Source organism: Yersinia sp. 2466 StPb PI (assembly GCF_041538325.1).
In the GTDB taxonomy this organism is placed as follows: domain Bacteria; phylum Pseudomonadota; class Gammaproteobacteria; order Enterobacterales; family Enterobacteriaceae; genus Yersinia; species Yersinia enterocolitica_E.
The window spans coordinates 2,539,845-2,561,174 of record NZ_JAULSL010000001.1 but is presented as its reverse complement, the minus strand read 5'-3'; the positions used below and the strand labels follow the sequence as shown (position 1 = coordinate 2,561,174).

The window sequence follows — 21,330 nt, the reverse complement described above, 5'->3', positions numbered from 1 at the left end:
TTATTCAATCTCTTCCAGATCTTCATGGCCTTCTATCGGACAGGTAAATCCTTCGGGTTTAATTGCCAGTAAGTCACACTTAAGATGGTCGATCACATGTTCGGTAGTATTCCCAATAAAGGCGGCAGATAGCCCAGTACGCCCCAAGGTACCCAGAACAACCACCCCAGCCCGCAAGTGTTCAGCCAAATCAGGGATAACCTCTTCAGGGAGACCTTTTTCAACATGGGTGAATTTTTCATCAATGCCAAATTGCTGGCGTAATGCTTTCATCGCAACCAAATGCTGACCACGAATGGCATCGTTATAGACGCTCGGGTCAAAATCAGGCAATTCAATGGCGATATTAATCGGGGTTACCGGGTAGGCGCTGATCAGATGCACTGGCGTTTGATTGACATGTTCGGCTAACTCTCTGGTCTCTTTGACCAAACGGAGATTTAGTGGGTCATGGAGTGGATCTTCACTTGAGAGGTTAACAGCCACCAGCGCTGTGGCGCCTTCCGGCCAAGGTTGGTCTTTCACCATCCAGACTGGGCATGGGCACTTACGCAATAAATGCCAGTCGGTTGGGGTAAAGATAATCGACTCCAGGCGGTCGTGTTGATGCGCCATTTTTAACAACAAATCGTGCTTGGCGTTCAGGATTTCCTGAATAATGGCCTCATAGGGCCGATTATGCCATACCACTTTGATTTCAATTGGAATACCGGCATCAAGATAAAAGCGGCATTGCTCGCTTATCCATGCGGAACGTTGGCTGATAACCCCTTTACGCATTGCGGTACGCTCATCAGGCGACAGCAGGGTGGTCATATCATATGACAGATCATAAATAGCCAAAAATGCTTTGATTGTGCCGCCATTGCGCTGCACAAGGTAAACTGCACGTCTTAGTGCAGGTTGATCATCCTGATTGGGGTCAATAGCAACCAGAATATTCTGATACTTTGCCATAGAGTCTCCTTACAAACGTGAATTAACAGTATGTTAGTTAAAGAGTAAACCATGAAAGGGAAACAGGATAGGTGGCTGGGGGAAGCAGACCAATAAATTTTCAAGTTGCAGATTTGCTGACGGCTTGTGTTACTCGGTCGATCCTCAGACCTGCTCTCTACGAGGCCGTTACTTACCGCCTTCCTGCAACTTGAAATCTATCGGGTATTTATTATTCTGGTTTTGATCAGGTTACAGACTTGGTCTTGGATTACCCGCCAGTTTGGCCAGAGCTTCGGTATTCTCGATAGTAATGTACTTACCTTTCACACTCAGAATATCGCTTTTCTGGAAACGGCCCAGTAAACGGCTGATGGTTTCTACCGTCAGACCTAAATAGTTACCAATATCACCACGGGTCATCGTCAGGCGGAACTCACGTGGAGAGAAACCACGTTGAGCAAAACGGCGAGACAGATTATAGATAAAGGCCGCCAGACGCTCTTCTGCATTCTTTTTGGAAAGTAGCAAAATCATATCTTGGTCACCTTTGATCTCACCACTCATCAGGCGCATCATCTGCTGGCGCAGATTTGGCATTTTGCCGGATAAATCGTCCAACGTATCAAACGGGATTTCACAAACCATGGATGTTTCCAGAGCTTGTGCGAAGCTCGGATGCTGCAAATTGCTGATAGCGTCAAAACCGACTAAATCACCCGCCAGATGGAAACCGGTGATTTGCTCATCACCTTCTTCGGTAATGGTGTAGCTTTTAATGGTCCCGGAACGGATGGCATACAGGGATTTGAGTTCATCACCCGCTTTAAACAGCGCCTGTCCTTTCTGAATAGGTTTCTTCCTTTCAATGATATTGTCGAGCTGATCCAGCTCGTTTTCATTTAAGGTAAACGGAATACAGAGCTGGCTAATACTGCAATCCTGACAGTGAATTGCACAACCACCAGACTGGATACGTCGGATTACGCGTTTTTCCGGGATCATAGGGTATTCCCATTAATATTGATATGCGTCAATTTTAACATCTTTTCTTGCGTCTGATAAGAGCAACAATAGTTAGCGTGCTAAAAGATAACCCTCATGCATTAATAACCAGCGTTTTCTCTCCACTCCACCGGCATATCCTGTCAATGCACCTTGTTGCCCAATGACCCGATGACAAGGGACAACAATTGAAATAGGGTTCAATCCATTCGCCATCCCGACAGCCCGCGAAGCGGTAGGGCGGTTGATTCGTTTTGCTAACTCGCCATAAGTAATCGTTTCGCCACAGGGGATTTTTCGCAGCTCTTGCCAGACTTGACGCTGAAAATCAGTCCCAGCGGTTTTAACTGGTAAATTATCAATAATGCTCAGGTCACCAGCAAAATAGCGTTGCATACTGTCACTTAGCCCACCGGGATTGCGTTCTTCAACCAATGTAAACGCGCCCTGGCCGTAATGGTTGCCTAGCAACTTCATCAGACGCTCGTAGTGGTCAGTCCAATCGATGGCACGTAGCCGGTTTTCTTGGTCTGCGATCAGTAACAGTTCACCTTGTGGAGTTGCCATCCGATCAATAAAAAACGTTTCCATAAGTCTCCGCTATGCTGCTGTTGGTTGTAGACAGTTTTGCCGATAATGATTGCCTGAAATATGGCATCAAAAGATACCTACTGTGGCGATAATCGCATAACCAAGAAAATTTAGGTATAAATTCGGGGTGGGCGAACCCAACATTAGCGGCTAGGATGATAGCTTATTGATTACGAAAGCCCTTGTTTGTGAGTATTAACTGTTGTGACGACTGATACTTACGATTGCCACTTCATGCCAGGTACTAACTCCATGTCAAATATCATTTTGTCTCCTTTATTACGTGATGGCGATCCTCAGTCAGCTGTTATCGAGCGCCCGCACAGTCAATCACCATTTATCTTACTGGCCGACCATGCCGGTCAACGGATACCGGTTCAACTTGGTGATTTGGGGTTACCCTCAGGAGAAATTGACCGCCACATCGGTTGGGATATAGGTTCATTGGCAATGGCGCGGTTACTTAGCCAGTATCTGGATGCAACCTTGATTCATCAGCAGTATTCGCGATTGGTGATTGATTGCAATCGCACGCCGGGAATCGCCAGTTCGATCCCTGAAATTTCCGAGCACACACGGATCCCGCGCAATATTGGTGTCACCGTAGCAGAGGCTGAAGCGCGCCGGGTTGAGGTATTCCAGCCTTATCATGATTTGATTACACAAACGCTGAATCAACGTCGTGATAGCGGCCAGATGAGCGTGATCCTCTCCATGCACAGTTTTACACCGTCGTTTAAAAACATCGCGCGCCCCTGGCAGATTGGTACCTTGTTTCATCGTAATCCTGAGTTTGCTTTGCAACTGGTTTCATTGTTACAGCAAGAAGGTGACCTGCACGTCGGGATTAACGAACCTTATGCCATGACGGATGCAACAGATTTCACGTTACCCTTCCACGCAGAACAGCGGCAGTTACCTTATGTGGGTATTGAGATTCGTCAGGATCTTATTACGCATCAAGCAGGTCAGGCGCTCTGGGCGAGCCGTTTGGCGCGACTGTTGCCGCAGGTGTTAGCGGCATTGAATTATGCAAAATAAGCAACAATGCCATTTATTGACATGAAAATTATCTGTTCTGCAACAATTATCAACGCACGCTCATGACCAACAGCCATTAATTGGTTATTATCAGCATAATCATCATTTTTTATTCGCTGCATAATATTAAGGTTGATAATTACGTGGAACCAAAACCTGCGCGCATTCTGATCAGTGCCTGTTTAATGGGAAAACCGGTACGTTATAACGGCAGTGCCCTGTCTGTTAGCGATGAAATTATTCAACGCTGGCAGGATGAGGGGCGACTGGTCCTTATTTGCCCTGAATTATCCGCAGGTATGCCGGTACCGCGTCCGCCTGCCGAAATTCAGCAAGGTAACGGCGAGGCGGTGTTGCAAGGGCTGGCGCGGGTGACCGAGCAGTGGGGCAATGATGTTAGCCGGGAGTTTTTGCAAGGGGCTTATCAGGCTCTGGAGTTGGCGCAAAAGCACAGCTGCACAGTAGCAATTTTGACCGAAGGGAGTCCATCTTGTGGGAGCAGCCGCATCTATGATGGTCATTTTAGCGGCACCCAGCGCACAGGACAGGGAGTCACCACGGCGTTATTGCGCCGCCACGGAATAACCGTTTTCAGCCATCATCAGCTTAAACAGGCGGATGATTTTTTGCGAAGTTCTTCACAAGTCAAGGTTGAAAATTAACCGAGTGTCATAAAATCTCGCTATACTGTATGAATGTACAGTTGTGGCGTAAAGTCGCATTTTTGGTCACTTCATCTTTCTTGAAACCATTAAGTCGAGGTAGCGATATGACATTTAAGATAGTAGAAAAGCAACCGCAGCAAATAGTCAGTATTCGGCTGGTCGGCCCTTATCACGAGACTATCCCGCAAGGCTTTAACCAACTTTCTTCACTCTATACTCAGTACCAAATCCCTGGGAAAGAGTGGTTGGCTCTTTACTGGGACAATCCTGAGACTAATCCTCCTGCTGAGCTACGGGCTGACATATCCTTGTCTGTGGCTGACGATTATGTGTTGCCCGCAGAACTCAGTGATCAACTACAACTACAAGTGATTCCCGGGGGGTTGTATGCGGTGTATCACACCAGGGTAACGGATGATGATTATGCCAAAGCCTGGAGCGAGTTGTATAACCAGCATCTGCCACAAAGTGGTTATCGTTCGGTAGAAGGTGCGTGTTATGAGGTTTACCTCAATGACGGCATAACTGATGGTTATTTTGATATCGATATCTGTCAATCGGTTGAAAAAGCACAATAATGAGTGGCGGCTGTGCCGGTTGGTGCGGCTGCCTATCGTGGCAACATTGATTCAGGATAGGCGTACCGGCGTATTATCACTTTATCTCGGTGGCAAGAAATAACTGGCTCAACCAGTCACTGAAAATACGTACTCGAGGGGAAAGCTGGCGGTTGTGAGGATACAGGAACGAGACTGGCATCGGGGGTGGTGCGTATTTTGGTAGTATCTCAACCAAGGTGCCAGCGATTAAGTCAGATTCGATATGGTAACGAGGCACTTGAATAATACCCAATCCAAGACGTGCGGCTGCTACAAAGCTTTCTGCACCACTGACTGATAGAACAGTCGGTAATTTTACTTGCTGCGTTTTAGTAGATGATGACGAAGCAGAGGGTAGATATGCGCTTTCTGTTATTACCCTGGAGGACGCTGATTTATTATAACCTGTTGTTTTATCGGGGCTAAGGGTGCTGTCAGTGCCAAATTCCAGTGGCATCAGGCTACCGGTTGCGCTAGAGCGAAAACCTACCATCTGATGGCCTGATAACTGGTCCAACCGGAGTGGGGTACCCTGTCGTTGTAAATATTGCGGTGCAGCACAGGTGACTTGTGGCAACAACGCCACTCGGCGGGCGACCATATCGCTGTCTTGTAAATTACCTACACGTAGCACCCCGTCAATACCTTCTCGAATAAGGTCGACCAAGCGGTCACCTTCACTGATAAATAACTCAATGTCAGGATATTGAGCAATAAAATCAGGTAATTGTGGCAAGACGAAATGGCGGGCTAACGTGCCCTGTACATCAATTCGTAACAAACCTCGTGGCTTGGCATTGGCAAAGGCCATTTCAGCATCTTCAATATCAGCAATAATACGCAGACAGCGCTGGTAGTAAGCTCCACCATCCAGCGTAGGGCTAACATGTCGGGTAGTTCGCTGCAATAAGCGCACATTTAAACGCTTTTCGAGCTGTTTAATGGCATCTGTCACTGTAGATCGCGGTAGATTTAAATCTTGGGCGGTTTGGGTAAAACTGCGTTGTTCCACTACCCTGATAAATACCCGCATTGCATCAATTCGGTCCACGTGATTGTTCGCTTTATTCGGATAGTGTTAACGAATAATAGATGATTATCCGAAACGATAAAAGTGGCATTCTCTGTTTGCGGGCGGTTAAACATAGCATGCTCCACTTGCTGGATAGCAACAAACGATAAAATACACATCGAGGAGAAAATCATGGTGAATACAACCGGGCAGGTTGCCATTGTAACCGGAGCATCACGGGGTATTGGCGCAGCAATTGCTGAGCGTTTGGCTCAGGAGGGGTATACCGTTCTGATCAATTATGCCCGGAGTGACATTGAGGCGGAAACACTGGTGCGCAAAATTCAACAAGCGGGCGGAAATGCAGTGAGTGCGAAGGGGGATATCAGTGATGCCGCAGCGGTTGCACAGTTATTTTCTCAAGCAGAAGCTGCGTTTGGCGGGGTTGATGTCTTGGTCAACAATGCTGGAATTCTATCTCTCAGTGCCATTGCAGACAGTGATGATGAACACTTTGACCGTCAGATCGCCATTAACCTGAAAGGGAGCTTTAACGGGATGCGTGAAGCGGCAAAGCGTTTGAAAGATGGCGGCCGCATCGTAAACTTTTCAACCAGTGTTGTCGGGCTGAAACTGGAAAAATACGGTGTTTATGCTGCAACCAAAGCGGCGGTTGAAACCATGACAGCTATTCTGGCGAAAGAGTTGCGGGGGCGTAATATCACCGTTAATGCTGTGGCTCCTGGGCCGACGGCAACCTCGCTCTTCCTTGATGGTAAATCACCCGAATTAATTGAAAAAATGGCGAAAATGGCGCCACTAGAAAGATTAGGAACGCCAGAGGATATTGCAGCAGCCGTGGCTTTTCTGGTTGGAAAAGACGGTGGCTGGATTAATGGGCAAGTTTTACGCGCCAACGGTGGCCTGATTTAGCCCGTGGTGAACGCGTGGAAAGGTCAGGGGAGCCTGCATTGTCAGAGATAACAATTAATCGCGACTGTCATAAAAGCGTCATTCGCTTGTTCTAGTATCCGTTGTAACCAATCAATACAAATTGTATTACTGTTTTACAACAAGGAATTATACCGATGCAGAACCGCGTATCCACTTTGTCCGGCATAGCGTTATCCACTCTGATACTCACCAGTTCATTGTTTACACCGAATGCTGTTGCTTCCGCCACTGGCTTATATGACCGTAGCGCCAAGGGAGATGTCACTCAATTTGGCGGGGCACGACGTTTGACCGGTGATCAGACACAGGCTCTTCGTGATTCGCTTTCCAATAAAACCGTAAAGAATGTCATTTTACTGATTGGCGATGGTATGGGCGATTCAGAAATCACCTCAGCACGTAACTATGCTATGGGGGCCGGTGGTTTCTTTAAAGGAATTGATGCGTTACCACTGACAGGGCAATACACGCACTACTCATTAGATAAGAAAACGCAAAAACCGGATTACGTGACTGACTCAGCTGCCTCCGCAACAGCTTGGTCCTCAGGTGTAAAAACGTATAACGGCGCGCTGGGTGTTGATGTGTTCGGAAAAGATCACGTCACCTTGTTGGAGTTAGCGAAGAAAGCCGGTAAAGCAACTGGTAACGTTTCAACTGCTGAACTGCAAGATGCCACTCCTGCGGCACAGTTTGCTCACGTAACTGGGCGAAAATGCTATGGCCCGGAGGAAACAAGCGAGAAGTGCAGTAGCAATGCGCTGGAAAAGGGTGGGCGCGGTTCAATTACTGAGCAGATGATTGCCGGGCGCGCGGATGTCACATTGGGTGGTGGCGCTAAATCATTCAGCCAAGTCGCTAAAGCCGGTGAATGGAAAGATAAATCTCTGCGTGAACAAGCCTTGGCTCGAGGTTATGTTATTGTCGAAAATCTTGACGATCTGAATGCAATAAAGCAGGCAGACCAACAAAAACCGCTATTAGGGTTATTTAGCCCAGGTAACATGCCAGTACGTTGGCAGGGGCCGAAAGCGTCTTATCATGGCAATTTAGATAAGCCGCCGGTAGTTTGTGAAAACAATGCCGAGCGTACTAAAGATATTCCAACCTTGGCAGTGATGACTGAAAAAGCAATTGACCTGCTGAAACATAACGAAAAAGGATTCTTCTTACAGGTTGAAGGGGCATCCATTGATAAACAAGACCATGCGGCGAATCCTTGTGGTCAGTTCGGTGAAACTGTCGATTTGGATGAAGCAGTACAAAAAGCACTGGAGTTTGCGCGTGCAGAAGGTAATACCTTGGTTATTGTGACGGCAGATCACGCGCATTCCAGTCAAATTATTGAAGCAGATGCAAAAGCTCCTGGCTTAACACAAGCGTTAACCACGAAAGATGGCGCAGTTATGGCGATAAGCTATGGCAACTCTGAAGATGATTCTCAAGGGCACACGGGTACCCAATTGCGCATAGCAGCTTACGGACCACATGCGGCAAATGTGGTTGGTCTAACAGACCAAACCGACCTGTTCTTTACCATGCGTGATGCTATGGCGATTAAATAAGTCACGATACACCTGTTACAACACAATTCGCTGAATAATCCCGGTGCAATAATGGCCGGGATTTTTAGTTTCTGTTAGCTACGATTATATCCATCCTCTAAATATCACTGATTTACATTATCATTTCTTACCAATTGTTATAATAATAACATTTTAATTCATGCCAAACTCCTGTCTTTCCCATGCTGTGTACTTCAATTGCTGCGATCTTTGTCACACACATAACATTTGTCAGCTGATAATGTTATTGCAATAACATTACGTGGTAAAAATTAGAATAAAGAGGTTAACAATGGATATTGCAGTAATTGGTTCCAACATGGTTGATCTGATCACTTATATTGATGAAATGCCACAAGTCGGGGAAACATTGGAGGCACCAAATTTTGAAATTGGGTGCGGCGGTAAAGGGGCCAATCAGGCGGTTGCCGCTGCCAAGTTAGGTGCCAATGTGATGATGGTCACTCGGGTTGGTGATGATCTATTTGCGGAAAATACCATAAGGAATCTACAAAAAGCTGGGGTTGATACCCAGTATGTAAAAGCAGTTACAGGGGCCTCGAGTGGTGTGGCTCCGATTTTCGTCGATAAATCATCACAAAATCGAATTTTGATTATCAAAGGCGCTAACAATCATTTGTTACCCGCGGATGTCGATGCTGCTGCTGATGCGCTCAAAGCTTGCCAATTGATTATTCTACAACTCGAAATTCCGCTGGAAACGGTCTACGCCGCTATCGACTTTGCCCGCCAGCACCAGATTAAAGTCATTCTTAATCCAGCCCCCGCATCTAAAGCATTGGATATCGGCTATGCATGTCAGTGCGAGTTCTTTATGCCAAATGAAACTGAGCTCGCGATTCTGACCGGAATGCCAGTTGATAGTCTGGATAACATTTACCGTGCAGGGCGCAGCTTATTGGATAAAGGGTTACATAACCTGATCATTACTTTGGGGCATCGCGGATCATTATGGATGCACGGTGAACACATTGACCATGTGCCACCGGTTAGTGTCCACGCCATCGACACCAGCGGCGCAGGTGATGCTTTTATTGGTTGTTTTGCTCATGAATATGTCCAGCACGGCAATATATTAAAAGCGATGGAAATGGCTTCTGCTTTTGCAGCCTACAGTGTCACAGGAAAGGGAACCCAACGTTCTTATCCTGATGCGTCGCAATTTATTGATTTTTTAAAGACCCTACACCAAGGAAAATAAAATGCGCCTTAATACCGTTCAACTGCCAGATGGCTATTTAAATAAAACACCGTTATTCCAATTTATTTTGCTTTCCTGTTTATTCCCGCTCTGGGGATGTGCAGCCAGTCTGAATGATATTTTAATTACTCAATTTAAAAGCGTATTTGCACTCAGTGATTTTGCCAGTGCACTGGTACAAAGTGCCTTTTATGGCGGTTATTTTCTGATTGCTATTCCTGCCTCTTTGGTCATCAAAAAAAGCAGCTACAAAGTTGCTATATTAACTGGGTTAACACTTTATATTATCGGATGTATGTTGTTTTATCCTGCTTCCCATATGGCAACATATACTATGTTTCTGGCCGCTATTTTTGCCATCGCTATTGGTTTAAGTTTCCTTGAAACTGCTGCTAATACCTACAGCTCCATGATTGGTCATAAAGACTATGCCACTTTACGGCTTAATATCAGCCAAACTTTCTACCCGATCGGTGCATTGATGGGGATAGTACTCGGTAAATACCTGGTATTTCAGGAAGGTGATAGTTTACACAACCAAATGGCCGCGATGACGCCAGATCAGATTCATGCTTTTCGTCTTACGATGTTAGAACATACATTGGAGCCTTATAAATATCTGATTTTCGTTCTACTGCTGGTTATGCTGTTATTTGTTATTACTCGTTATCCTCATTGCAAACCACAAGGTGATAGCGGTAAAAAAGTGGTTTCACCGTCATTAAAAGAAACCTTGAAATATTTAGCTGGGAACAGTCGTTTTAAAAAAGGCATTGCGGCGCAGTTCCTCTATGTGGGTATGCAAGTCGCAGTATGGTCCTTTACGATTCGCCTGGCCTTAAACCTGGGCGCATCTAATGAACGAGATGCCTCGAACTTTATGATTTACAGTTTTATTTGCTTCTTCATTGGTAAGTTTGTGGCCAACTTCCTGATGACACGATTTAAAGCCGAAAAAGTGTTAATTGCCTATTCTATTTTAGGTGCATTAACGCTGCTTTATGTCGTAACCGTACCCAACTTTACGGCGGTATATGCAGCCGTATTTGTTAGCGTCTTGTTTGGGCCCTGCTGGGCGACTATCTATGCAGGCACCCTGGATACAGTAGACAACAAATATACCGAAGTGGCCGGGGCCATTATTGTGATGTCGATAGTGGGGGCTGCAGTGGTACCAGCATTACAAGGGTTTGTCTCTGACCATCTTGGTTCAATGCAACATGCATTTTTTGTCTCATTATTGTGTTTCGCCTATGTTGGTTTCTATTTTTGGGGTGAACTGCGCAATAAACAACGGACAAGTGCGGCAACATTGGCAAATAATGAGTCTTAATTGAACCGGGAGTAACAATAAATGACCGCCAAAATAACGCTAATCCGTGAACAGTTCAGTCTTCAGGAGCAAGAGATCTATAGCAGTAGTGATTTTACTGTTATCAGTTTTAAATATGCCTCAGGTATTGAAGCTCTGAAGATTGTTAATTCTCGTGGGTACCTGACCGTTTTACCTTATTACGGCCAAATGATTTGGGATGCGGAATTTGATGGGCATAACCTGAAAATGGAAAATATGTTCTCTCGACCTAAGCGTGGAGAGAACATTGTTGATACCTACGGTTGTTTTGCTTTCCATTCGGGTTTGCGCCGTAATGGTTGTCCATCGCCTGAGGACGACCATGTATTACACGGCGAGATGCCTTGTGCTGAAATGGACTACGCTTGGCTCCTTATTGACGGCGACACACTTGCCGTCATGGGCAGTGTGGAATATGTGAAAGGGTTCGGTGATCATTATTGCGCGCAACCGCTGGTTAGGCTCAGGGCCGGTAGTGCGCAGTTCGATATTGAGATGAAGGTGACTAACTTATCCAGTATGCCGATGCCTCTGCAATATATGTGTCATATGAATTACACCTATATTCCTGGGGCCACTTTCCGTCAAAACTTACCCGGTTCAGCACTGAAATTGCGTGAGACAGTACCGGCACATGTACACCCAACCCCGCAATGGTTGCACTACACCCAACAATTACGGGAAAGAACTCAGGGATTAACCGATTTAAATGAATCGGAGTTTTACGATCCAGAAATTGTATTTTTTGCCGATAATCTTGCACAATATGTTGATAATGCAGAATTCTTTATGTTGTCCCCGCAAGGGCATCGTTTTGTGACTCGTTTTTCCACCGCGCAGTTTAATTATGCTACTCGTTGGATTTTACATAATGGCGATCAAAAAGTGGCTGCATTTATTTTACCTGCAACCTGTCGCCCGGAAGGGTATATGGCGGCGAAAGAAAAGGGGACGTTAATAATGTTATCCCCAGGAGAGAGCCGCCATTTCAGCGTGACCACCGGAGTGGTTTAATGTTGTATGCTGGCAGAGAATAGCTATGTTATTAGCGGGCAAGGACGCCCGCAGAGCCGTTAAGTAAATGCCAAACCACTGAAAACTAAATACGACCGTAAAAAGTCATTCTGGCTGTCTCGGATAGCGCAATATCGGGTTGAGCATTATAGGCTAACACTACCAGCATTCGTGTGATATTCCCTTGGGTCGGCGTGACCCGGTGAATCGCATTTCTTCCACGAAATAGCACTAAGTCCCCCGGTTCAATTTGCAATGTTTTAGGTGTGACCTGTTGGTTTAACAGTTGTTCCACTCCTGAGTAATTCATCTCTCCTTTATCGGCATCGCGCATCTCTTCAATATATTCAAAGACGCCACCCGCTTGCGGTTTTTGTACTAATAAGGTGATGGCGAATGATGAATTGTCAAAATGCCAACCTAACTCTTGGCCTTGACTGGCGTAGTGCAAGTTAATTGAAGAAAGTGAATCGGCGTAAGGGTAGAGTTGTTTTTCATCTAATACGGCACACAAGAAGTCTTGGAAATCTTGCGCATTGTACAGCGTTCGTAATGCGGAATCGGTAGGGATTTCTTCGTCAGTAATACAGCCTTTTGATGAAGTAACCAACCGATTACGGGGATGACCAGCAGGGAAGGCGGGATCGGTTTTGGTCAGATAAACATTATGCTGATTAGCGGCATAGTAAGCTCGATGCTTATGACTGACGCCTTCTTGTTTAATACTACTCAGTGCGCGGGGCTGCAAGAAGCCTGATAGTACCAAGGCACCGTATGTTTCTAACGTGTTCTTGCACTGAGTGATGAACATGACATCGTTGATTGGGTTGGCTTCCATATTAATAATTTCGCTGAGCTGCTGCATATATCCTCCCAGTAATGCTAAATGTTGCTTGGTTTCTGTTCCTAACTGTATAGGATTAGTTGTAACTGGAATAACAATAAAACGTTACTGTTAGGTTAAGTTTGGCTATCGGTATCAATATAATGCGTTATGGATAAGGGGGGCTGTTATGAATAGTTTGAAGGCTGTTCGTTTGCCAAAGTTAACCGCCATTTTAGCATTCGAGACAGCCGCTAATACCGGCAGTCTGGCCAGTGCGGCGGCCCGGTTATCATTAACGCCAGCGGCGGTTAGCCAGCAAATACGTCAGTTAGAGCAACATCTGGGGATTCAATTATTTGCCCGTTCGAAATCAGGCGTTGAACTGACCTCGCAGGGCAGTGCCTATTTAGCTTATGTACAGCAGGCATTTGAAACATTACGGATGGCCCAACAGAGTATGGCGCGGGATAAAGGCAATATATCATTAAATATCTCAGCACTGCCCGCCCTGGCGAGTCGATGGCTTAATCCGCATCTCAAACAGTGGTTAGCCCAATATCCCGATGTGGATATTCGGATTCATGCTACTCACGGGGTGGTTGATTTCAACCGTACTGCGGCAGATTTTTACCTGGCTTTTGGTGATGAACATTATCCCCAACAAGAGAAAGAAATGCTATTTCAGGATTGGGTTTTTCCGGTTGCAAGCCCACTGCTATTAACTACCCCTTGGCTTGATGGCAAACACAACATTATCTACCCGATGATACATGTTGATTGGGGCAAAGAAGGGCAGTTCTTACCTGATTGGCATGAATGGCTGCTGTCAGCAAAACTAGATGAGTGTGTTCCCAACCGAGGGCCAATCTACAACTTAACCTCCATGGCAATTGATTCGGCCGTGGCGGGGAACGGTATTTTACTGGGCCAACAACATTTGATTAAAAAAGAATTAGATGAAGGGTGTTTAATTCAGTTGTCTGAACATAAATTACCCGTTACAAAACCTTATTATCTAATTTACCCCAAGCGAACCCTGGACAAACCAAGAGCGGTGGAGTTTATCCAATGGTTGCATAGTCTTTGCTAGCTGAATGCATAATCAACTGGCATAATTGATTTATTGTGCATTCTGGCCTGTTGTTATGGTGGGCAGATGCATTAAATTAAAACACTGATTTATTATTTAACCTGTAAATTGCACTTAAGTTAAATTTACAGGTTTTCTCTACGGCTTTTTGCCGTGGTTTATTTGTGTAAAAACCGTGTGTGAAAAGAGTTATTTATTAAAAATCGCCATTAAAGGCAGAATAAAAATTACTATTTTAAGATAGGGGCATATAAACCATCGTGGCGAAGAGAAAATCTACCGGTACCGGCTGGGTTATCCTACTAATAGTCGTTTTAGGGCTGATTACAGGTATCCCAAGAGAAGTGTGGATTGCACTGAGTGCGGCTATCTTATGCATGTATTTTGTCTGGCAAAATCTTAAAGGGACTAAGCGGTCTGTCGCCTCATCTATTAGCGCGGACATGCAGAAAACTGCAGCGATACCTGATCTTGGCGATTATCCTATTACCCCTTCACAGCTTGAACCCGAAAATAGCATTGAAGGTAGCAGCGCAAATCAGACCCCATCAGTTGATGAAATCAAGAAACCAGCGACTAAAAAACCCGAGACCTCGCGAGGATCTTTAGCCCGCGCTTCCTGGTTACGTCCTGGAGAGTTGGCGGTTGTGGCTGGAATAAATTTACCCGATGGCATGATTTACATTGGTAATAAATACAAAAGTAATCGCACTGGTGCGGAACCTGCATTTATTAACCCATCGATGGATGTGGCAGAACAAGAAATAGATATCTCCTTGCCGCTGATTGATAATGCGCCTGATTACTCGACATGTTCGCCGCAAGCGAGAAGAGCTTATTTACAATGGCTTGCAGATGGGCGTAAATCACCTACTGCGCATATTGGTTACGTCTTCCTATTCTTCTATGGTTTGGAACATCGGATTTTAATCGATGCTGCGATTGATCCGGTAGCGAAAAAAGAACTTCCTGTTCTTGAAGAAGAAATTAATCGCCTGCTAAATATTTATGGGAAAAATAACGCATTTAATCATTATGCGCAGAACTTGTTGGTTTATATATCTCGAGTGAATATAGAAGAGAAACTCTATCTCTCTCCACCCCCATTAACCCGCGAGGCATCAACAGAACTTCCGTTGGCGCTACTGGTTGGTTTAGGGCAGTTGGCTGTCGACCAGCAACCTTTGCCTGCCGCCTGGGCGCTCGCCTGGGGCGAGGCTGATCCGGCGATAAATCAGAATATCTCAATGGCACATTGTGCTGATATTTTCTCCTCACTTTTTCAGCAGCGTTATCGTGAGCAGTATGGAGACGGATTTTTATTACCCATAAATAAAACCAAGTTACTGATATTTTATCGCCCTGCATCTGCGGGATTAATGGGGCAAGAGTTCTTTCAGCAGATGGGGGAACTGCCGAATGTGGCTGTGTGTAAAGCGCATAGGGATAAACTGAGGCCAATATTTGAATCTTGCCAGCATGACCTGGATATCTATAACCGTTTTGCCAGTGTTAATCCAAAGAAAAAAATGTCACTGGAAGGGCAACTATTATTACCGATGCCGTTGTGGTCAGCAGCATTAAAAACAGAGTTAGAAAGTATCAAAGCGAGAGTGGGTTATGGCTTGTTGATGGTAACGCTGGATGAGCTTTTTCTTCGGCTCAGTACGGCGTGCGACACCAAGCCATTAGAGCGTTTATCCCGCAGTCAGGTTATGGCATTAACCTTTGCATTAGCATCACTGCAAGTGGGTATTGAACCTGATGTCAGAGCAGATAACCGCACACCTGTTTTGCAAGATACTGTGGCACTGTTCCCTATTGAGTCAATGGTGGCTGAATCTGCCACCTTTGCCGCATACCGCGTGACCATGCTTGCGGTGGAGTTGGCTTGCGCAGCGGTGATGATCGATGGGCGTATCGGTGAGCCAGAATCTATGATATTGACCCGACATATTGATGCCTGGGGTTATCTTAGCCCCGGTCAGCGTATGCGGTTGAAAGCTTATCTCCAACCCGGTATCAGGAAAAATAATACCCTGCTGGCCCTGAAAAATAATCTTGAGCCGCTCTCACTGGAGAACCGTCGGGCCATTGCTCGCTTTTTGGCACATTTGATTCAGGTAGAGGGAACCATTACGCCACCAGAAGTGAAATTTCTTGAGCGGGTATATAAGCGTTTTGCCTTAGACAGCAAATTGGTTTATAGCGATCTTGATAGCCGTGCAACCCCGATGACACTGAGTCTGCCGTCTCAAGCCGCTGAAGTTATTAATGATACAGACCGTATTAATCTGTTAAAAAATGAAAGCCAGGAATTAGTGGTGTTGCTGGAGAGTCTGTTTGTTACTGAAAATACTGAGGTATCGACTCAGGAAGATATTAATCCACAATCAATAGCAGCAATTAGTGCTAATTTGCCCGATAGCATCGTGACTTTCTTGAAATTATTGATTTCCCGCGACTCTTGGGAAAGAGAAAAATTAGCAGATATCGCGTTAGATATGGAAATCAAAATTGACGACGCGCTGATTGAAATCAACCGCAAAGTATTATCGGCGTTTGATGCCCCCTTGGTAACCGGTGAAGAAGTTATCGCAATAAACCGTGATATATCGGCAGCACTATTAATATGATTAGCCAGGTATCGCCGCGGTGTAACTTGAGCTGAATGCTAATAATCGCTACCATAGCGCGCCTAATAATGTCAGAGAGATAGTCGTGATGAAATACCAATGGATACTGTTCGATGCGGATGAGACACTATTTCACTTTGATGCATATCAAGGGTTAAAGCTGATGTTTTCTCGCTTTAATGTGGATTTTTCCGTGCAGGATTTCGATTATTATCAATTGGTTAATAAACCGCTGTGGGTTGATTATCAAGATGGGAAAATATCCGCCAGCGAATTACAAAACACCCGTTTTGAGATGTGGGCAGAGAAACTGGGGGTGGCAGCTACCCGGTTGAACAGTGAGTTTTTAGTCGCCATGGCGGATATCTGTTCACTCCTACCGGGTGCCCGTGAGTTGGTTGATGCCTTGAGTGGTAAAGTGAATATGGGTATTATTACCAATGGTTTTACCGAGCTACAAACGATACGTTTGGAACGTACTGGTCTGAAAAATGTCTTTTCTCCGCTGATCATTTCTGAACAAGTCGGGGTGGCCAAACCGGATGTGGCTATATTTGAGCATGCTTTCAATTTAATGAATAATCCGGCCAAAGAGCATATTCTAATGGTGGGCGATAATCTGCATTCTGATATTCAGGGTGGTATTAATGCAGGGATAGATACTTGCTGGCTTAATATGCACGGCAGTGTACCGGATGATAATATTGCGCCTCGTTACCAAGTCAGTTCGCTGGCAGAGTTACAGAAATTACTCTTGGCCTAATTAACCTCCTATCTAATTTTAAAAGGCTGTTAACGGTATATTATCGATAACAGCCGGTTATCTATGCTCGTATATTAGTTGCAAAGCTTGACTATATTAATTCTGAAGGAAGGCCCGTAGCCACGGGGTGAGTGCAAGATTTTATTTTCAATAGATTTAAAGAGGAATTTTAAATATGACGTTACTTCGTAAAAACTATCCTCATCTTGCTAACCCTGCGGGGGCTTACGTTCATAGCGTGAAGCACAATGGATTGCTTTATATTTCAGGTATGACAGCGTTCGGTACCATTGCACAAGGGAGAAGTATGGCCGAACAAGCTACAGAGATTTTTCATCAAATCGCTAGCATTGTGCAGGCTGAAAATAGCAGTTTTGCTGATCTTATTAAGATAACGATTTTTGTGACGGACATTTCGCAGCTAAGTACCTTGCGTGATGTTATGTATAAATTTTATGGTGCAAACTTGCCAGCCAGTTCTTTGGTTGAAGTTAAAGGTTTATTCTCACCTGAGATAAATATTGAGATAGAAACGCTATTTGCTATTAATCCAGCCTAAAATTGAGCTAGCCCGCACAGCCGCCAGTAAGCGGAAGTGCGGGTTTACAACTAAGGTCTGCCATCTAACGTAATTCAATGCTAGTGACAACGTCACCGTTGATTGGCAATTAAGTCTTCTACTTGGTCAAAAATAGGCATTTCAGGCCCGAAGCGGCGCACCTGGAGCACATCTTCCAGTTTCTCCAACTGGCTTATCATTTGCAGTAATCGCTGATCATCCAAGACTTGCAGCCAAATGCGACTTTCGTCACCGCCAGCCAACGGCATACACAAAATTCCCTCGACGTTAAATGCGCGCCGGGCAAATAGCCCACAAATATGAGACATCACCCCGGGGTGGTTGCGTACTGTGAGTAACAGTGTCACCTGCGCAGATGTCGATAGGTTTGGTGCTGGTTGTCCTGCCATTTGTTGAGTCGTCATATTACTCCCCTCCAATCATATCGATATTTGCAGCACCCGGTGGCACCATCGGATACACTTTTTCATCTACATCAATCAGTGCGTGGATCAATACTGGGCCTGGGCGGTTTAAGGCTTCATGCAAGGCAGCATAAGGGTCGCTGGCTGTGTTGAGGTCACATGTGGAGAAACCAAACCCTTCTGCGATATGGATGAAGTTTGTGCGATACGGGTAATCGGCTGCAAAAATACGTTTACCAAAGAACAGTTCCTGTTGCTGATGGACTAAACCCAATGATTGGTTATTCATCAAAATAATCTTAACGTTCAGCTGCTCTTCAGCGGCGGTCGCCATTTCCTGAATATTCATCATCAGGCTACCATCACCAGAAAAACACACTACTTTTGCCTCTGGTTTCGCCAGTGCTGCACCAATGGCAGCGGGCAGACCAAATCCCATGGTGCCCAGTCCGCCAGACGTTAACCACTGTCGCGGGCGATGCAACGGATAAGCCTGCGCTACCCACATCTGGTGTTGTCCCACATCAGTGGTAATGATGGTGTCATCATCCAGCGCTTCGGCCGCCGCGCGAATCAAACCATAGTGGCACAGTGGGTTGGTGCTGTTGGGTTGATTGAACGGAAATTCGCGCTGCATATCACTGACGGTTGAGCGCCATTCGCTGCGTGAACGAGTTTCAACTAAAGGCAACAGGTGGGTTAATACCTGCTTAATGTCGGCATTCATCGCCAGGTGTGGTCGGCGGATTTTGCCTAATTCAGCTGGGTCAATATCAATATGAATGATGCTGGCATCAGGGCAGAATTGTTCTGCTTTTCCGATAGCACGATCATCAAATCTCGCCCCAAGTACGATCAATAAATCAGCTTGTTGCATGATCAGATTGGTTGAGCGTGCTGCATGCATTCCCAACATTCCCAAGGATAATGGGTGGTCAACGGGCATGGTACCCAGTGCCATTAATGTCATGGTAGTTGGCAGTCCAGCCTGTTCAGCCAGTTGTATTGCTTGTTGGTGTGCCTGCGAACTAACGATTCCTCCCCCCAGATAGAGCACAGGCCGTGCCGCACGGTTGATCATTTGAGCGGCGTGCGCGATAGCTTGTGGGTCTATTGGGCAAGGTTCATCGGCAACTCCTGGTAGCGGCAAACTCTCAAGCTCAATTTCTGCTGTTTGCACATCTTTGGGAATATCAATCCATACTGGACCGGGCCGCCCAGACTGGGCAATGCGAAATGCCGCCGGGATCACCCGGGGCAATTCGCTGATATCGCGAACCAAATAATTATGTTTGGTGATAGGTATCGATATGCCATAGGTATCAACCTCTTGAAAAGCATCGGTGCCAATCATTGAGGAGGAAACCTGACCTGTAATACACACGAGTGGAATAGAGTCGAGTTTGGCATCGGCAATTGCCGTGACCAGATTGGTTGCCCCAGGGCCGCTGGAGGCTAAGCAGACTGCGGTTTGGCCGGTGGCGCGGGCCATGCCTTGAGCCATAAAGCCAGCACCTTGTTCGTGTCGTGCCAGCACATGGCGAATAATACGGCTTTGCCCTAGAGCATCATACAACGGTAACGCTGCGCCGCCGGGAATGCCTGCGACCGTGGTAATACCTTGCTGCTCGAGCAAGCGAACTATTAATTGGGCGCCTGTATAACGCATGGTTATATCCTTCATCAGGGCCGGCGGTTAACAGAGTGGGGCTAAAAAGAAACCCCGCTCGGCTGGCGCCGGCGGGGTTTGGGAATCTTTCTGGATTCGGTACCCGTTACGGCGCGCTGCCGACCACCACCACTAGCACGCGTACGACTACCACTGCGTTAACATACGCAGTATTTTGTAGACTGAAGGTGGCAGTGGAATAGTTCACGAGGTATCTCATCAATAAGTGTAATAAGCCTTAAAAGATAAACACGATTCGCCAAAAGGCACAAGCAATCAGAATGATAACAATGCAAAAATCTGAGGCGGATCACAACGTTACTGGTGTGGCTGGACGCGGTAGTTAAATATTTTTTTGTTTAATTATTTGAAAATTAAAGTAATTAATAGATGTTTGGTTAGCGATTTAGCAAGATAAGGTTTTTTATCATATAGCATGAGGTGTCAGCACTCAGATAGCCTATCAACACAGGCTAATCTGCTCTTGTTGATACCTTGTTTAAAATTTAAACATTAAAGTAAAACTCTTGGAGTGTATGGAATAGCCGCTTGATAAGGCATAGAAGGGACTTATGCATAAATCGTTATCTTTGGTTCTCATTGCTGTTATCGCAGGATGTGGTGCGAAACAACCCCCTCCCGAAACGGTCAGCATTGATAATTACACCGCAAATCGTATCACCAGTATTATAGAAGCTAAATTAGAAACAGCACCTTATAGCAATAAGGGTGATGCTATTGCGAATATATCTGCTGAGTTTTTAGGTACACCTTATGAGGCAAATGTACTCATTGGTTCGCTAACGCAACCGGAACAGTTAGTGGTCGATTTCCGTGGATTGGACTGCTTCACCTACCTGGATTATGTTGAAGCCTTGCGAAAATCAGGAAGCAAGGTGGAGTTTGTGCAGCAAGTTATCAGAACAAGATATGTTGATGCTGATGTCAGCTACTTGCACCGAAAACATTTCTTTACTGACTGGTCACAGCGATCCCCTTTAAACGCACAAGATGTTACTGCACAAATAAGTACTCATACCCACACTGTTCTCAAAAATCTGAATCAGAAAAAAGAGGGTGGCGAGTTTATCCCCGGGCTGAGTGCTATTGAGCGTAATATTGTTTATATTCCGGCTGAGTTTATTAATGATGCGGTAGTCGCGGAGTTAAAAAATGGGGATTATATCGGCATTTACACCCCTATTTTAGGTCTGGATGTCACCCATACAGGAATATTTATCAGGACAGCAAAAGGCGCGATGTTCCGTAATGCATCATCAATGAAAGGGAACAATAAAGTTGTCGACTCACCTTTCTTGGAATATGTGAAGAAAACCCCAGGTATTGTGGTACTTAGGGCATTGCCGGTCGGAGATAGTGATTTAGAACCAATGGGTTGAGTTC

21 protein-coding genes are annotated in these 21,330 nt (G+C 45.6%); 13 read left to right on the top strand and 8 right to left on the bottom strand.

Annotated elements, in window-relative coordinates:
- The 3 genes from uspE to ogt form a co-directional block, all read right to left on the bottom strand.
- Complete coding sequence (uspE, locus tag Q2T72_RS11565) at positions 1-957, bottom strand: universal stress protein UspE (protein WP_083158802.1); 957 nt, start codon at positions 955-957, stop codon at positions 1-3.
- A gap of 231 nt (positions 958-1,188) precedes the next feature.
- The gene (locus tag Q2T72_RS11560) at positions 1,189-1,941 is read right to left on the bottom strand and encodes an FNR family transcription factor (RefSeq protein ID WP_004390269.1); all 753 of its coding nucleotides are present in this window, start codon (positions 1,939-1,941) and stop codon (positions 1,189-1,191) included.
- Positions 1,942-2,013: 72 nt separating this feature from the next.
- Positions 2,014-2,532, bottom strand: coding sequence for a methylated-DNA--[protein]-cysteine S-methyltransferase (gene ogt / locus Q2T72_RS11555; protein WP_083158803.1), 519 nt, complete (start codon positions 2,530-2,532; stop codon positions 2,014-2,016).
- Between the two features lie 252 nt (positions 2,533-2,784).
- Here ogt and Q2T72_RS11550 point away from each other — a divergent pair, with 252 nt between their 5' ends.
- The 3 genes from Q2T72_RS11550 to sbmC all read left to right on the top strand — a co-directional run bounded on the left by Q2T72_RS11550 (position 2,785) and on the right by sbmC (position 4,816).
- Positions 2,785-3,573: an N-formylglutamate amidohydrolase gene (locus Q2T72_RS11550; RefSeq protein ID WP_083158804.1), complete on the top strand. Its 789-nt coding sequence runs from the start codon at positions 2,785-2,787 to the stop codon at positions 3,571-3,573.
- A gap of 143 nt (positions 3,574-3,716) precedes the next feature.
- Complete coding sequence (locus Q2T72_RS11545) at positions 3,717-4,235, top strand: DUF523 domain-containing protein (RefSeq protein WP_372569208.1); 519 nt, start codon at positions 3,717-3,719, stop codon at positions 4,233-4,235.
- A 107-nt stretch (positions 4,236-4,342) separates the two neighbouring features.
- Complete coding sequence (gene sbmC, locus Q2T72_RS11540; protein ID WP_102970405.1) at positions 4,343-4,816, top strand: DNA gyrase inhibitor SbmC; 474 nt, start codon at positions 4,343-4,345, stop codon at positions 4,814-4,816.
- Positions 4,817-4,892: 76 nt separating this feature from the next.
- Here the strand turns inward: sbmC and Q2T72_RS11535 are convergent, their stop codons facing one another.
- On the bottom strand, positions 4,893-5,888 hold the full coding sequence (locus tag Q2T72_RS11535; RefSeq protein WP_372569207.1) for a LysR family transcriptional regulator: 996 nt from the start codon (positions 5,886-5,888) through the stop codon (positions 4,893-4,895).
- 153 nt (positions 5,889-6,041) lie between these two features.
- On the opposite strand from Q2T72_RS11535, the gene Q2T72_RS11530 reads away from it, so the two are divergent.
- The 5 genes from Q2T72_RS11530 to Q2T72_RS11510 all read left to right on the top strand — a co-directional run bounded on the left by Q2T72_RS11530 (position 6,042) and on the right by Q2T72_RS11510 (position 11,958).
- The gene (locus Q2T72_RS11530; RefSeq protein ID WP_372559059.1) at positions 6,042-6,782 is read left to right on the top strand and encodes an SDR family oxidoreductase; all 741 of its coding nucleotides are present in this window, start codon (positions 6,042-6,044) and stop codon (positions 6,780-6,782) included.
- A gap of 155 nt (positions 6,783-6,937) precedes the next feature.
- On the top strand, positions 6,938-8,368 hold the full coding sequence (phoA, locus tag Q2T72_RS11525; protein ID WP_372569206.1) for an alkaline phosphatase: 1,431 nt from the start codon (positions 6,938-6,940) through the stop codon (positions 8,366-8,368).
- Positions 8,369-8,660: 292 nt separating this feature from the next.
- Complete coding sequence (rbsK, locus tag Q2T72_RS11520) at positions 8,661-9,590, top strand: ribokinase (protein ID WP_372559057.1); 930 nt, start codon at positions 8,661-8,663, stop codon at positions 9,588-9,590.
- Between the two features lies 1 nt (position 9,591).
- Positions 9,592-10,923, top strand: coding sequence for an L-fucose:H+ symporter permease (fucP, locus tag Q2T72_RS11515; protein WP_372569205.1), 1,332 nt, complete (start codon positions 9,592-9,594; stop codon positions 10,921-10,923).
- Between the two features lie 21 nt (positions 10,924-10,944).
- Positions 10,945-11,958, top strand: coding sequence for an aldose 1-epimerase family protein (locus Q2T72_RS11510; RefSeq protein WP_372569204.1), 1,014 nt, complete (start codon positions 10,945-10,947; stop codon positions 11,956-11,958).
- Between the two features lie 85 nt (positions 11,959-12,043).
- On the opposite strand, the gene Q2T72_RS11505 is transcribed toward Q2T72_RS11510, so the two are convergent.
- Complete coding sequence (locus tag Q2T72_RS11505; RefSeq protein ID WP_083158811.1) at positions 12,044-12,823, bottom strand: 2OG-Fe(II) oxygenase; 780 nt, start codon at positions 12,821-12,823, stop codon at positions 12,044-12,046.
- Between the two features lie 148 nt (positions 12,824-12,971).
- Here Q2T72_RS11505 and Q2T72_RS11500 point away from each other — a divergent pair, with 148 nt between their 5' ends.
- The 4 genes from Q2T72_RS11500 to Q2T72_RS11485 all read left to right on the top strand — a co-directional run bounded on the left by Q2T72_RS11500 (position 12,972) and on the right by Q2T72_RS11485 (position 17,832).
- Positions 12,972-13,874, top strand: coding sequence for a LysR substrate-binding domain-containing protein (locus tag Q2T72_RS11500; protein ID WP_372569203.1), 903 nt, complete (start codon positions 12,972-12,974; stop codon positions 13,872-13,874).
- Positions 13,875-14,134: 260 nt separating this feature from the next.
- Positions 14,135-16,510 (top strand): TerB N-terminal domain-containing protein, encoded by a 2,376-nt coding sequence (locus Q2T72_RS11495; protein WP_372569202.1) that lies wholly within the window; start codon positions 14,135-14,137, stop codon positions 16,508-16,510.
- 88 nt (positions 16,511-16,598) lie between these two features.
- Positions 16,599-17,273 (top strand): pyrimidine 5'-nucleotidase, encoded by a 675-nt coding sequence (gene yjjG, locus Q2T72_RS11490; RefSeq protein ID WP_083158814.1) that lies wholly within the window; start codon positions 16,599-16,601, stop codon positions 17,271-17,273.
- A gap of 175 nt (positions 17,274-17,448) precedes the next feature.
- A complete protein-coding gene (locus Q2T72_RS11485) occupies positions 17,449-17,832 on the top strand; it encodes a RidA family protein (RefSeq protein ID WP_083158815.1) in 384 nt (127 codons plus the stop codon).
- Between the two features lie 92 nt (positions 17,833-17,924).
- On the opposite strand, the gene ilvN is transcribed toward Q2T72_RS11485, so the two are convergent.
- From ilvN to Q2T72_RS11470, 3 genes are all read right to left on the bottom strand, one after another.
- The gene (gene ilvN / locus Q2T72_RS11480) at positions 17,925-18,257 is read right to left on the bottom strand and encodes an acetolactate synthase small subunit (protein WP_193784658.1); all 333 of its coding nucleotides are present in this window, start codon (positions 18,255-18,257) and stop codon (positions 17,925-17,927) included.
- 1 nt (position 18,258) lies between these two features.
- Positions 18,259-19,926: an acetolactate synthase large subunit gene (ilvB, locus tag Q2T72_RS11475; RefSeq protein ID WP_193784659.1), complete on the bottom strand. Its 1,668-nt coding sequence runs from the start codon at positions 19,924-19,926 to the stop codon at positions 18,259-18,261.
- A 106-nt stretch (positions 19,927-20,032) separates the two neighbouring features.
- The gene (locus Q2T72_RS11470; RefSeq protein WP_227746532.1) at positions 20,033-20,134 is read right to left on the bottom strand and encodes an ilvB operon leader peptide IvbL; all 102 of its coding nucleotides are present in this window, start codon (positions 20,132-20,134) and stop codon (positions 20,033-20,035) included.
- Between the two features lie 364 nt (positions 20,135-20,498).
- On the opposite strand from Q2T72_RS11470, the gene Q2T72_RS11465 reads away from it, so the two are divergent.
- Positions 20,499-21,326 carry a DUF1460 domain-containing protein gene (locus Q2T72_RS11465; protein WP_372569201.1) on the top strand — a complete coding sequence of 276 codons (828 nt, stop codon included), beginning with the start codon at positions 20,499-20,501 and terminating at the stop codon, positions 21,324-21,326.
- Positions 21,327-21,330: the final 4 nt, after the last annotated feature.